Annotated in this window: 13 protein-coding genes; 1 reads left to right on the forward strand and 12 read right to left on the reverse strand. The window is 70.2% G+C overall.

Going from position 1 to position 13023, the window contains the following annotated elements:
- Positions 1-12 precede the first annotated feature (12 nt).
- A complete protein-coding gene (locus RBB84_RS09785; RefSeq protein ID WP_024101284.1) occupies positions 13-384 on the reverse strand; it encodes an Rv2175c family DNA-binding protein in 372 nt (123 codons plus the stop codon).
- 182 nt (positions 385-566) lie between these two features.
- Between RBB84_RS09785 and pknB the strand changes: the two genes are divergently transcribed.
- The gene (gene pknB, locus RBB84_RS09790; protein ID WP_033097591.1) at positions 567-2609 is read left to right on the forward strand and encodes a Stk1 family PASTA domain-containing Ser/Thr kinase; all 2043 of its coding nucleotides are present in this window, start codon (positions 567-569) and stop codon (positions 2607-2609) included.
- 68 nt (positions 2610-2677) lie between these two features.
- Here pknB and RBB84_RS09795 read toward each other — a convergent pair whose 3' ends face one another.
- The 11 genes from RBB84_RS09795 to RBB84_RS09845 all read right to left on the reverse strand — a co-directional run bounded on the left by RBB84_RS09795 (position 2678) and on the right by RBB84_RS09845 (position 12892).
- Positions 2678-4063 carry a class II 3-deoxy-7-phosphoheptulonate synthase gene (locus RBB84_RS09795; protein ID WP_006554163.1) on the reverse strand — a complete coding sequence of 462 codons (1386 nt, stop codon included), beginning with the start codon at positions 4061-4063 and terminating at the stop codon, positions 2678-2680.
- Positions 4064-4117: 54 nt separating this feature from the next.
- Positions 4118-4609: a polyadenylate-specific 3'-exoribonuclease AS gene (locus RBB84_RS09800; protein ID WP_006554164.1), complete on the reverse strand. Its 492-nt coding sequence runs from the start codon at positions 4607-4609 to the stop codon at positions 4118-4120.
- A 4-nt stretch (positions 4610-4613) separates the two neighbouring features.
- Positions 4614-5399, reverse strand: coding sequence for a lysophospholipid acyltransferase family protein (locus RBB84_RS09805; protein ID WP_006554165.1), 786 nt, complete (start codon positions 5397-5399; stop codon positions 4614-4616).
- Between the two features lie 177 nt (positions 5400-5576).
- Positions 5577-6554, reverse strand: coding sequence for an ROK family glucokinase (locus tag RBB84_RS09810; RefSeq protein ID WP_006554166.1), 978 nt, complete (start codon positions 6552-6554; stop codon positions 5577-5579).
- Positions 6551-6973 (reverse strand): hypothetical protein, encoded by a 423-nt coding sequence (locus tag RBB84_RS09815; protein ID WP_033097590.1) that lies wholly within the window; start codon positions 6971-6973, stop codon positions 6551-6553. The genes RBB84_RS09810 and RBB84_RS09815 overlap by 4 nt, the downstream gene beginning before the upstream one ends.
- Entirely contained in the window at positions 6961-8169 is a 1209-nt protein-coding gene (locus RBB84_RS09820; RefSeq protein ID WP_006554168.1) for an ArsA-related P-loop ATPase, read from the reverse strand. Before RBB84_RS09820 ends, RBB84_RS09815 begins: the two co-directional genes overlap by 13 nt.
- Before the next feature lie 23 nt (positions 8170-8192).
- Positions 8193-8630 carry an SRPBCC family protein gene (locus tag RBB84_RS09825; protein WP_006554169.1) on the reverse strand — a complete coding sequence of 146 codons (438 nt, stop codon included), beginning with the start codon at positions 8628-8630 and terminating at the stop codon, positions 8193-8195.
- Between the two features lie 113 nt (positions 8631-8743).
- A complete protein-coding gene (locus RBB84_RS09830; RefSeq protein WP_024101289.1) occupies positions 8744-9133 on the reverse strand; it encodes a hypothetical protein in 390 nt (129 codons plus the stop codon).
- Positions 9134-9172: 39 nt separating this feature from the next.
- Positions 9173-10342 (reverse strand): glycosyltransferase family 4 protein, encoded by a 1170-nt coding sequence (locus RBB84_RS09835; RefSeq protein ID WP_006554171.1) that lies wholly within the window; start codon positions 10340-10342, stop codon positions 9173-9175.
- A gap of 89 nt (positions 10343-10431) precedes the next feature.
- Positions 10432-11772 (reverse strand): membrane protein, encoded by a 1341-nt coding sequence (locus tag RBB84_RS09840; protein WP_033097589.1) that lies wholly within the window; start codon positions 11770-11772, stop codon positions 10432-10434.
- Between the two features lie 76 nt (positions 11773-11848).
- Entirely contained in the window at positions 11849-12892 is a 1044-nt protein-coding gene (locus RBB84_RS09845; protein ID WP_006554173.1) for a C40 family peptidase, read from the reverse strand.
- Positions 12893-13023 lie beyond the last annotated feature (131 nt).

The raw sequence follows: 13023 nt of genomic DNA on the forward strand, positions 1-13023 counted from the left end.
CGCCCCGGAGACTCAGAAGGCGAGCGCCTGCGCCCGCCGCACGACCTCGCGCGCGGACTGCGTGTGCATCGCGGCCACAGGGCATCCACCGGGAAGAGAATCGTCCTCGGCGAAGAGCCACCGCAGGATCTCGTCGTCCTCGTAACCGCCGTCGTGCAGCACCGCGATCAGGCCCGGAAGACCCTTGAGAACGTTTCCTTCCTCGTCGAGAAAGGCCTCGGGCAGGACCGGCACGCGGTCGCGCTTGAACGCCAGCAGCTGCCGGTCGCGCACCATCTGGTGTACGCGGGAGGTGGCGACGCCGAGGCTCTTGGCCACGTCGACGAGCTGCACCACGGGCACGGAGCGGTCGAGAACGTCGTCGCAGTAAGGGATTGCACTCACCCCACCACGTTATCGCTGCGGCCGCGCAGGCAGCTACGCGGCTACCGTCCACGGGAGCTGGCTACGATCGACGGGGACGAAATCGCTCCGCACACGCGGAGCCGGAGCTTCGTCACGTCGATACCTCGAAGGCCCGGGTACCGGCGTCCCACCATCACGCACGAGACACGGGGGTACACCGGGTGACCGCTGGAGGCGACCGACTGGTCGGCGTCGTGCTCGACCGGCGTTATCGCATCGAATCGCAGATCGCGCGGGGCGGCATGTCGACCGTCTACCGCGGCACCGACATGCGTCTCGACCGTCCCGTCGCCGTGAAGATCATGGATCCGCAGTTCGCGGCCGATCCCCAATTCCTGGCACGGTTCGAGTTCGAGGCCAGATCCGTCGCGCGATTGACGCATCCCGGGCTCGTCGCGGTCTACGACCAGGGCCAGGACGGCGATCACGTCTTCCTCGTGATGGAGCTCGTCGAGGGCGGCACCCTGCGCGAGCTGCTGCGCGAACGCGGGCCGATGCCGCCGCACGCCGCGGCCGCCGTGGCCGCACCGGTCCTCGGGGCCCTGGCCGTCGCCCACCGGGCGGGTCTCGTGCACCGCGACATCAAGCCCGAGAACATCCTCATCTCCGGCAACGGTGAGGTGAAGATCGCCGACTTCGGGCTCGTCCGGGCGGTCGCCGCCGCGACCACCACCTCGCGCAGCGTGATCCTCGGCACCGCGGCGTACCTGTCTCCGGAGCAGGTGACCATCGGCAGCGCCGACGCGCGTAGCGACGTCTATTCCGCCGGTGTGCTCGTGTACGAGATGCTCACCGGCCGCACTCCCTTCACCGGCGACACGTCCCTGTCGGTGGCGTACCAGCGCGTGGAGAAGGACGTGCCGGATCCGAGTTCGGCCATCGACGGGGTTCCTCCCGAACTGGACGCCTTCGTCCGCCGGGCCACCGAACGCGAACCGACGGAACGCTACGCCGACGCGCAGGTGATGGCCGTCGCGCTCGGCGAGATATGCGACACGCTCGATCTCCCCCGCTACCGGGTTCCGGCTCCGAGACGATCCGCGGTGCGGACGCCACCCGTGGTGGATCCCGATGCCGCGGCACCGACCCGCACCATCGACGGCGCCGCTTCCGGGCCTGCCGATCCTGCTCCGGCGACGACGGTGCTTACCGGCTCGGCCGCGAACTCGCATGCTCCGACGACCGTGCAGACCGCCGTGCCGGCCACGCCCGGCCCGAATGCACCGGCCACGCGCCCGCACCCGACCCGGGTCGCGACCCGCACCCATCCGCGTCCCGATACCGAACCGGTGGCGCCCCGGCCCGACTACGCCGTCGACCGCCGCCGTCAGCGCCGGTCCGCCGCCGGTTGGATCGCCGCGATCATCGTGCTCGCGTTGTTCATGGGGATCGCCGGGTGGTGGCTCGGCGCCGGCCGGCTCAGCGACGTCCCGACCGTGCTGGGACTCGACAAGGCGGCGGCCGTGTCCGCGATCGAGACGGCCGGATTGTCCAGCGAGATCCGGGGCGAGTACTCCGACGACGTTCCCGTCGACACCGTCCTCGGCACCGACCCCACCGCGGGCTCACGCGTGCCCGACGGCGACACGATCGCGTTGCTCGTGTCGCTCGGCAGACCCACCGTCCCGTCCATTCCCGGCGCCGGTGAGAGATCCGTCGTCGAGGACGAACTGCGGAGCCGCACCTTCGAACCGGTCGAGGGCGGTACCGCGTTCAGCACCACGGTGCCCGAGGGCGGAGTGGCCGCGCTCGACCCCGCGCCCGGCACCGTCCTGCCCGTGGGGTCCGAGGTCGCGCTTGTGATCAGCAAGGGACCGCCGCCCGTGACCCTGCCCGATCTGACCGGGCGCCCGGTCGACGAGGCGCGTCGCATCCTCGACGAGGCAGGCCTGACCGTCGGGGACATCCGTGAGGTCTTCGACGCCGATGTCGACGAGGGGCGGGTCATCGGCACCGACCCGGAGGAGGGCGAAGACGTCAGCGCCGGCGGAACCGTCACCCTCCTTGTATCCAATGCAGTGAAGGTGCCGTCGATGTTGGGACGCTCGGTGGGCTCGGCCCGCGACGAGCTCACCCGCCTCGGATTCGAGGTCGAGGTGCGGCAACTCGGCGACTCCGACCGCTCGGTCGTGATCGGCCAGAATCCCGGGGCGGGGCGGAGAGCAGAACAGGGCAGCACGGTCACGCTGACCGCACTGCCCTGATCCGACCGCCTGTCCCCTACCCGCGGAGCATCTCCGCTGTGATCAACCGCGGAGCATCTCCGCTGCGATCAACCGCGGAGCATCTCCGCGACCAGGAACGCGAGTTCGATCGACTGCTGCGTGTTCAGCCGCGGATCGCACGCCGTCTCGTAGCGACCGTGCAGGTCGAGATCGGAGATGTCCTGGGCACCGCCGAGGCACTCGGTGACGTCCTCACCGGTGAGCTCGACGTGGATGCCACCCGGATGCGTGCCCAGCGCGCGATGCACCTCGAAGAAGCCCTGCACCTCGTCGACGATGCGGTCGAAGTGACGGGTCTTGTAGCCGGTGGACGCCTCGTGGGTGTTGCCGTGCATCGGGTCGCACTGCCAGATCACCTTGTGACCGGAGGCCTCGACGCGCTCGATGATGCCGGGCAGCAGATCGCGGACCTTCGAGTGACCCATCCGGGAGATCAGGGTCAGTCGGCCCGGCGTGTTGTGCGGATCCAGGCGCTCGACGTACTCGACGGCCATCTCCGGGGTGGTCGACGGACCGATCTTCAGACCGATCGGGTTCGACAGCAGTTCCGCGAACGCGATGTGCGCGCCGTCGAGCTGGCGGGTGCGATCACCGATCCACAGGAAGTGGGCCGACAGGTCGTACAGGCGCGGCTTGTCGCCCGAGTTGTCGAGGCGCAGCATCGCGCGCTCGTAGTCGAGGACGAGAGCCTCGTGGCTGGCATAGATCGTCGCCGCGCGCAGATTCGGGTCGATGACACCGCAAGCGTCCATGAATCGCAGACCACGATCGATCTCGGAGGCGAGCGCCTCGTAGCGGGCACCGGCGGGCGAGGCCGAGACGAAGGCCCGGTTCCAGTCGTGCACGCGGTGCAGGTCGGCCTCACCGGCGGCGGTGACGGCACGCACGAGGTTCATCGCGGCGCTCGCGTTCGCGTAGGCGCGCACGAGGCGCGACGGATCGTGCCTGCGCACCTCGGCATCGGCGACCAGCGAGTTGACCATGTCGCCGCGGTAGGACGGCAGACCGAGCGCGTCGGTGTCGGACGAACGCGGCTTGGCGTACTGGCCGGCGATCCGCGCGACCTTCACGACCGGCGTCGACGCACCGTAGGTCAGCACCACCGCCATCTGCAGCAGCGTGCGGATGTTGCCCTTGATGTGCGGCTCGGTGTTGTCCGCGAACGTCTCGGCGCAGTCGCCACCCTGGAGGAGGAAGGCCTCACCCCGAGCGACGGCGGCGAGCTGGTTCTGCAGCTCCTCGACCTCGCGGGGCACGGTGATGGGAGGCACGCTCTCGAGCACGGTGCGCATCGCCGCGGCCTGTTCCTCGGGCCAGCTGGGCTGCTGCAGCGCCGGCTTTGCAAGCGCCGCGTCGAGGTTGGCACGCAGCTCCTCTGGCAACGGGGGAAGTTCGGGCAAGCGGTCGATCGGCACGTCGACAGTCCAGTTCACCCGTCCAGGATATGGCGTGACGGCCGGAAGCGGCGCAGCACCCCGTTACCCGCGTCACCGCGACCGGCGAGCAACCTCGATCGCTTCGAACTTTGCGAGGTTGTGGCGGGCGTCGGCGAGGGCGTCGTGGTTGTCGTCCGGCGCCGGGGGCAGGGGCGGTGAGCCCGAGTCCTCCCAATACTGCCGGAGCTCGCGGGTGAAGCGGGGCAGGACGTCCGGGAGTTCGGGCATGGTGCCCCACAGCTGGACGAGCACGACGTGGTCGTAGGCTCCGATCCACGCCCACAGTTCGGGCCGGATGCCCGGTCGTGGCACGAGGAACTTCAGTAAGTCGTCGCGGATCCTCGATCGCGACTTCCAGGCGGGGTGCGCCGGGGGCGGGAGCTTCGGGAGGACGTTGCGGCGCACCCAGGCTCCGGCCCGGGTCGGGTCGAACTCGGTCGACACCGCGTAGAACTCGCGGCCGTCCTCGCAGGCGACACCGATCGAGACGAGTTCGATCGTGCGTCCGTCCTCGATGAACTCGCAGTCGTAGAAGTAGCGCACCTGCTCACCCGGCACGCGTGTCGGGAACGCGGTCCGCGACGGGACCGTCCTGCGGCGGGGTCGCGGCACTGCCGTTCGTCGACGCGCCCGTGTCCCCGACCCCCGACTCGTCCGCCGAGCCCTTGTTCTTGAGGGAGGCGGCGTAGATGTCGACGTACTCCTGGCCCGACAGCTGCATGAGCGAGTACATGACCTCGTCGGTGACGGTGCGCTCCACGAACCTGTTTCCGCCCATGCCCTCGAACCGGGAGAAGTCGATGGGCTCACCGATCCGGACGGTGATCTTCGCCGGTCGCCACATCTTCGACCCGATGGGGTTCATCCGGTCGGTGCCGATCATGGCGACGGGGATCACGGGGACGCCGGTCTCCAGCGCCAGTCGCGCGAGGCCGGTCTTGCCCTTGTAGAGGCGTCCGTCGGGTGAGCGGGTGCCCTCGGGATAGATGCCGAGCAGCTTGCCCTGGCCGAGCACCCGGACCCCGGCGTTGAGCGCATCCTGCGCGGCGTCGGCGCCGGTGCGGTCGATGGGGACCTGCCCGACGGACGAGAAGAACCAGCGCTGGAAGGCGCCCTTGAGTCCGGTGCCGGTGAAGTACTCACTCTTCGCGAGGAAGGTGATGCGCCGACGTACGAGGAGGGGAAGGTAGAACGAGTCGAGGACGGCCCGGTGGTTACTGGCCAGGATCGCCGGTCCGTGCGCCGGAATGTTCTCGCCGCCTTCGAACTTCGGACGTCCTATGAGCCACAGCAGCGGCCCCAGGAGGGCGTACTTGAACAGCCAGTACCACATGGCATCCTTCCCGAATCCGATCATCCCCCACACGGATCGGTGCAGCACCGCCCGCCGGTCGACTCTACGACGACGCGACTGCCCCTCGCACATCGCCCCAGTGCTCGACCCCACCCTTTCAACGTCGACGTGACGATAATCTCACCTCCGGCGAATCTCACCTCCAGTGGAATTCGACTACAGCGGCGGTCGTGAGGTTTCGATCGCGGATCGGGCGAGATCGGCGGCACCGATGAGCCCGGCGGCGTCGCCGAGCTGCGCGACCCGGACGCGCGCGAGAGGACGATGGCCGGCGCCGGTGGTCACGGCCGCGTAGTGCTCGCGCGCGGCGTCGAGGAACAACGGCGCGGAACCGGAGACCCCTCCCCCGATGACGACGAGCTCGGGGTCGTAGACGTCGGCGACGAGCGCCAGTCCGAGCGCGAGCCTGCGGGCGAAATCGTCGAAGGCCGCGAGAGCGACGGGGTCGCCGTCGTGGGCCGCACCGGCGACCCGCCGGCCGGTGAGCGATCCGGGATCCGAGGCGATCTCGCCCGCGAGAACGGACCGCCCGGGTTCGGCCGCGAGCATCTCGACGGTCGTGTCCACGAGACCCGTTCCGCTGCAATACCTCTCCCAACATCCCTGCTTGCCGCACGGGCAGGGCCGCCCGTCGGGCACGACCTGCAGGTGACCGAGTTCGGGCGCCACACCGTAGGCACCGCGATAGATCCTGCCGTCGAGCAGCAGGGCCGCGCCGATGCCCGTTCCGAGCGCGACCATCACCGCGATCGTGCTGCCCGCGGCGGCGCCGAAGCGGTACTCGGCCCAGGCCGCGGCATTGGCGTCGTGTTCGAGAACGACCGGCAACCCGAAGCGTTCGGTGAGCGTCTCGGCGAGCGGCGTATCGCGCCAGGGCAGATGCGGTGCGAACCGCACGGTGGTGCGGTCCTCGGTGAGGAAACCCGCGACCCCCAGCCCGACCGCGCCGATGTCGTTGCGCTCACGCAGATGCTCGACGAGCCGGTGCAGCGCGTTCTCGAGGGCGACCGCGGAGGACGGCGTCTGCGTGCGCACACTGTCGACGACGTCGCCGTTACGGTCGACGGCTGCCGCGCGGATGCTCGTGCCCCCGATGTCGATCCCGACCGTGAGCCCGGGGTCGTGCGTGTTCACGTGCGGAGGTTGACGGAGATCGGCTCGAAGGCCGGACGATCCCGTGTCGGCGGATCGGGGGTCGGCTCGGGCGGGACGCCACCGGTCGAGGGCAGGAACTGCGCGAGGAACTTCCGCAGCAACGCGATCAATGCCGCCAGTTTCGACGCCAGCCTGCTGACCAGTTCGTGGTTCTCGCCGCGAACCAGGGCTGCGGCGGCACAGAGCGGGCACCACGCGCACCCGTTCGGGGTGGTCGCGGCCTCGGCGTCACCCGGCGCCGTCGAACCGGTCGCGGTATCGGGGGCGGTATGAGCCGACGCGTCGCCGGTCGCGGCGACGAACTGCTGCACCGTGCCCTCGACGCGGTCGAGCACGGCGTCGGCGAGCAACAACAACTCGGAGATCAGGGCTTCGTGGTCGTCCCTCACAGCGGCCACACCGCCGGATCCGGTACGAATCGCACCACCAGATCGGTTCCGTCGAACTCGGCATCGGAGACGGTGCACCGCCGCAGCCCCGAGGCGAGTCGCACCCGGCGTCGCATGCCGTCGGCGCCGACGACGAGGTCGTCGCCGATCCGTCCGAGTGTCAGGGACGCGGGATCGGCGAGCGGCAGGTACATGCGCATCGCGTACACCGACTCCACCCCCGTTCCCGATTCTTGCTGCACCCGGACCGGCTCGTCGGTCTCCGACGAGGGAACGAGTGCATCGCGGCGGAGCGCCGTGGCGAGCTCCTCCAGAGCTGCCAACCCTACCGGCTCCGCAGCACGGCGCTCGCACACGATCACGGGAACGTCGGTGACGGCCGCCCCGATCTCGGCGACGATCGCCTCGTGCGCGGCCCGTTGATCGGCCAGCAGCCGTGCAGCCGCACCCGAACCGCCCACCGCGGGGACGACGCCGTTGACGACGACCGCGTCGACGCGAATGCCGGACAGGGCGAGCCACGATCGCACCCGTGCGAGCTCGGCACGACCGGCGCGGTCGGGCGTCGCCACGATCACCGCGGCGCTGCGTCCGCGATCGTCGAGCAGGTCGCGTACCGCGGTGATCCCCGACAGCAACCGATCGAACAGCGCGACGAAGACACCCGTGCGGGGGTCCGGACCGGTGGCCGCCGCGACCCGGCTGTGCTGAGGCCAGATCCGTTCCAGCGAATCGGAGACCGTGCGCGGCGCGGTGAGGGTGCGCAGGGCGTCGGCGGAGGCCGGGGCGTCGACGACGACGAGAGCCCACCGTCCGCTGTCCGCGAGTCGCGCGACCTCGGCGAGCACGAGCAGTTCCTCGACGCCGGGAAGCCCGGTCAGTTCGTCGGGCTCGGGCAGGTCGAACTGGTCTGCGTGCTCGTGCGTCCCGGCGAGCGCCGCCATCGAGGCGAGGACCGCGTAGCGCGTGCGGAGCAACTGCAGCGAGTCGATCTCGACCATGCCGAGGTTGTCCTCGACGGTGCGGATGTCCGTCGCGCCGGCGTCCCGGTTCGTGGCCGGAGGCAGGTCGAGCACGTCGCCGAGGGAGTGCGCCCGGTCGATGGACACGACGAGCACGGGTTCTCCCGCACGGGCGGTCGCAAGCGCCTCGGCCGCGGCAAGGGTCGTCTTCCCGGCGCCGCCCTTTCCGAGGAACCATCGCACGCGGGCCGGGGCGTGCCGGACGTTCAGCCCTCCACCTGCTTCTTGAGTTCCTTCAGCGCGGTGTCGGTGATGACCTTCTCCGCCTTGCGCTTGAACAGACCGATCATCGGGATCGTGAGATCCACGGTGAGCTGGTAGTCGACGACCGTGGTGCCGCCGGGGGCCTCGGTCAGCACGTACGAACCGGACTGGGCCTTCTGGATCTCACCGCTCTCGAGCTCCCAGCTCACGGCACGGTTGTCGGACGCCCACTTGTACCGCAGGACGTAGGTGTCCTTGACGATGCCGGCGTCGAGGACGAAGCGCACGCGTTCGGCGCGGCCGTCGGGACGATGTTCCACGACCTCCACGGTCTTCGCCGCCGACACCCACGTCGGATAGGCATCGAAATCTGCGATGACCTCCATGACACGCTCGGCCGGCGCGTCGATGGTGATCGACCTCTTCGTCTTCTCGGCCATGTGGTGACGGCTCCCTTTCTCGGTCCCTCGGGTGTGCACCGATCAGTCCCGCCCCGAGGGTCTATCACACACCGTGGGAACAACGGTATCGGGACGACGCTCCTTCGGTGGCTTCAGTGTCGCGGCGGTTCACCTGCCGGACGACCGGCCTCGAGACGCTGCTTGACCTCGAAGGTCATCACCTTCCCTTGGACCCGGCGCGTACGGTTCATTCCCGCGAGGTCGAGACCCGCCACCCGCTCGGGCGCGACACCGGCCGGCTCGCAGTGCAGGAAGTAGTGGATCACCGCGCCGTCGAGAACCGGCTCGATCCACACCTCCATCGTTCCGTCGAGCGGACCCGACACCGTCCACCGGATGCCCTTCTCGGCTCGGTCCTCCCGCACGGTCAGTACGAGATCGGGCCACCATGCACGCCACCGATCGAGGGCCGCGACCTCCTCGGCGATACGCTCCGGAGGCGCCGCTACGAAGGTCTGGTCCGCCACCTGAATGCTGCTCACGCAGAACAGCTTCACATATCGCGTCGGCGGCCCGTCCGGTCACCCCGCCGACGGCGTCACCGTCTCGTTCGGGGGCGCCGAGGCGTCGAGATAACCGCGCAATCTTGCGCCCAGGACGTCCCATCTCCAATCGCTGGAGACCCACTCTCGACCGGCCGCGCCCATCGCGGCGGCACGATCGGGATCGGCGAGGACACCGGACACCGCGGTCGCGACGGCTGTGACGGAGGTGCCGTCGACGACGTAGCCGGTGCGACCGTCGCGCACCGTTTCCGGGGCACCACCCGACCGGCCTGCCACGACGGGCACCCCGGTCGCGGACGCCTCGAGGTACACGATGCCCAGGCCCTCGACGTCGAGACCGCCGCCGCGGGTCCGGCACGGCATCGCGAACACGTCAGCGATGGTGTGGTGCGCGGCGAGCTCGGCCGACGGCACGGTGCCGGTGAATACGACGTGCTCCTCGACATCCGTGCGGCGCGCGAGCTCCCGCAGGCGCGACTCGTACGGTCCGCCGCCGACGATGACGAGGACGGCACCGTCGATCCGCTTCCGGATCGCGGGCAGCGCGCGGATGAGCACGTCCTGTCCCTTGCGCGGCACCAGGCGCGACAGACACAGCACGGTGGGCCGGTCGCCGAGACCATAACGTGCCCGCAGTTCGGCGCGGGCCGCCGGATCCGGCCGGAAGACGTCGGTGTCCACCCCGGACGGCAGGTGTTCGAGACCCGCTTCGGGGCCGAATGCCGAGGCGAACCGCCCCCTCGTGTAACGACTGACGTAGGTGACGGTGTCGGTGTGCTCGCCGATCCGCCGCAGCGCCTGCCGGGCGGCGGGAAGCATCGACCATCCCACCTCGTGGCCGTGGGTGCTGGCGACGATGCGATGAGCGCCGGCGCGGCGCAGCACGGGCGCCAGCAGCGCCAACGGTGCAGCCGCTCCGAACCAGACGGTGTCGCAGTCGTGTTCGGTGAGCAGCCGCGTGGCCCGTCGCGCGACGTCGGGTGTCGGCAGCATCAGTGTCGTGGGATGACGGACGACCTCGAAGGGGACTCGTGCGTCGAACTTCACATGGCTGTCGCCGCGCCACCGCGGCGCGTAGACGACCAGGTCGTCGGACGGCAGCTGGTTCGCGAAGGCGTGCAGATAGGACTGGATGCCCCCCGGTCGGGGCGGGAAATCGTTCGTCACCAGCAGGGTCCGCGACATGGGACCACCGTAGAAGCAGCGCGACGGGAAGGCGCCGACGGGTCCCGAGCTCCGGACGGTGCCGATGGGCCCGGCCCGGACCGTCCCGGTCAGCGGATGTCGCGGATGCGCTCTCCGAGCCAGCGACCCCAACCGCCCACGAAGCCGGCGGTGTCGACGCCGAGCAGGTCTGTGAGCACGTCGTCGAGGTGTTCGTCGGTGACGGGACCCGCGGCGAGGGCGCGGTAGAGGGAGACGAGCGTGTCGTGTCCGAACTGGTCCGCGGTGTACGCGGCGATCGACCAGGAGCTCTCGTAGGCGAGCGTCGACCGGTCGCCGATGAAGTCGCCGTCGGCGGGCAGCGACGTCGGTGCACCCGACGCCCGTACCTGCCGGGTCAGCGTCGGCGCGATCCGCTGCACGTCGACCGGCCCGGTGGCGAGGCCCTCCGCGGCCGTGCGGTGGCCGACGTAGTCGGCGAAGCCCTCGAGGACCCACATCGGGGAGCCGTCCACGGTGCCGGCGCGTGCGGCGACGTGCACCGTCTCGTGCGCGAGCACGATCCGGCGGGAGGTGTCGTCCAGCCGGTCGCTCGCGGCCGGGTTGAAGACGATGCGCTGCCCGGTGGCGATCCCGCGCTCGTGGTCGACATCGTCGGAGACCGCGACGGCCGCGATGTCGTCGCCGTCGTGTCGTGGCCCGACGAGGTGCGAGAACTCCTCGTGTGAGGACGTCACGACCACCAGTGCGCGTCGCGGCCAGGAATCGCCCCAAAGGTCGTCGACAGCCTCGACCACCGACGGCAGTTCGCCTGCCAGGTCGTCGACGAAGGCGGCGTTGTCCGGGTGTCCGATCACGAGCGAGCGACCACCCTCGGTCTGCGCGGTCGCGAGGTGGAGGCTGCCGTGGTCCCAGGGCCCTCGCCAGGTGACGGTCTGCGCCCCGGCGAGATCGGGTGCGTCGTCGGCGATCCGCCAGCCCTGCGGCCGGTGGACGAACAGCACGGTCACCGGTCGCCGGGTGGGTATGTCGTCGATTCCGTCCACGGCGTACCGCAGGTGGACTCGGTGCGCCCGTACCTCGTCGGCCGCGAACCGGGCGATCGTCTCGGGCGGCAGGAGCAGCGCGGGTTCGGAGGCGAGTTCGTAGCCGAGATCGGCGAGGGGAACGGCGGAGATCGCCGCGATCCGCTCCCGTTCGGCGTCGAGGAGTTCCGGAGACGCGTCGTCGATCAACTCCGCGAGGGACCCGTCGTCGCCGGTCCGGACGGCGTGCGCCCAGTCGTCGAGCACGACCTGCAGTTCGGCCCGTACCCGGCTGTCGGCGTCGTCGGTGTCCACCGGGTCGACGGCCAGCAGCAGTCCTGCCGTGACCAGCGCGACCACGAGCCCGGCCAGGCCGAGACGTTCCCACTTGCGGGTACCGGCGGTGAAGGGCGATCGCGCGGGCACCGCGTCAGTCTAGGTCGGTGTCCGAGGGTGGTCCCGTACGCCCTCGCCCACCGGCTGCGATCCCGCCTCTACCCGGTCAGTACCGCCGGGCGCTGTGGAACGGGAAGCGATCGATCGACTGCACCTTCACCGGCACACCGAAGGTCGACGCGTGCACCATGTTGCCATCGCCGACGTACATGCCGACGTGGGAGGCGTCGTCGTAGAAGATCACGAGGTCGCCGGGCTGCAGATTGTCGCGGGAGACGGGGATGCCGCCTTGCGCCTGGGCCTGACTCGACCGGGGCAGTGATTTGCCGACCTGGTTGTACGCCCACACCATGAGTCCCGAGCAGTCGAACTGGTCGGGGCCGGTCGCGCCCCACACGTACGGCGAGCCGATCCGCGACAGGGCGGCGCGGAGCGCGGCGCCGTTGCTGCCGGGGACGAGGTGCTGCAGGATCTTCTCGGCGTCGAGGCCCGGAGGGAAGGGAGTGCCGGCGAGTTCGGCCTTCTCCGCGTCGCTCAGCGCCTCGAAGGCGTTCAGGACCCCTTCGATCTGCTCCTCGAGTTCGGCCTGTCGCCGCTGGAGTTCGTCGCGGAGGGTCTGGGCCTGCTCGGCGGCGGCACGCGCCTCGTCGGCGGCATGCTGCGCGGCGACGGCCGCCTCGGCCGCAGCGGCGGTGGCCGCCCGGAAGCCCTCGACCTCACGCGAGGTCTGCTCGCCCAGGACGTCGAGCAGGACCATCTGGTCGAGCATCTGCTGGGGCGAGTCGCTCACCATGACGGCGAACAGCCGGTTGGTGCGCGCACCGCGGTAGTTGGCCCGCGCGAGCTTGTCGACGGTGGGCTTGAAGCGGGCGATCTCGGCGCGAGCGGCGCCGAGCGCGTCGTCGGCCTGGCCGGCACGCACCTCGGCCTCGTGCTGCGCAGCGACCTTCGCTTCGAGATCCGCCCCGGCGGCGTGCAACGCCTCGGTGGCCTGTTCGCTGCGACGCGACAGATCCGCGAGGTGCTCGAGGCGTGCTGCCGGGCTCTCCCCTGCGGGTTGCGCCGTCGCCGGCGCCAGGGTGAAACCGAGGACCATCATCACGAGGGCTACGACGAGCGCCGGACGGCCGGTCCGTCGCCTGTCCTGCACTCGTACGAGGTGCTTCGTCCTGTCGGAAACCACGTGGGCTCGCATCCTTTCCCAAAGGTCTCGATCAGGTTACGGAATTGCATAGGTTTGTGTCTACCTGCGAGTAGCCCTCCCACGCAGCGGTCGTTTGT

The organism is Rhodococcus sp. D-6, from assembly GCF_040256695.1.
GTDB classification, from domain to species: domain Bacteria; phylum Actinomycetota; class Actinomycetes; order Mycobacteriales; family Mycobacteriaceae; genus Rhodococcus; species Rhodococcus pyridinivorans.

Bases quoted from the DNA above. Each gene is read 5' to 3' on its own strand.
- RBB84_RS09805 (WP_006554165.1), bottom strand. From the start codon at position 5,399: ATGTGGTACTGGCTGTTCAAGTACGCCCTCCTGGGGCCGCTGCTGTGG.
- RBB84_RS09825 (WP_006554169.1), bottom strand. From the start codon at position 8,630: ATGGCCGAGAAGACGAAGAGGTCGATCACCATCGACGCGCCGGCCGAG.
- RBB84_RS09835 (WP_006554171.1), bottom strand. From the start codon at position 10,342: ATGTCGCGGACCCTGCTGGTGACGAACGATTTCCCGCCCCGACCGGGG.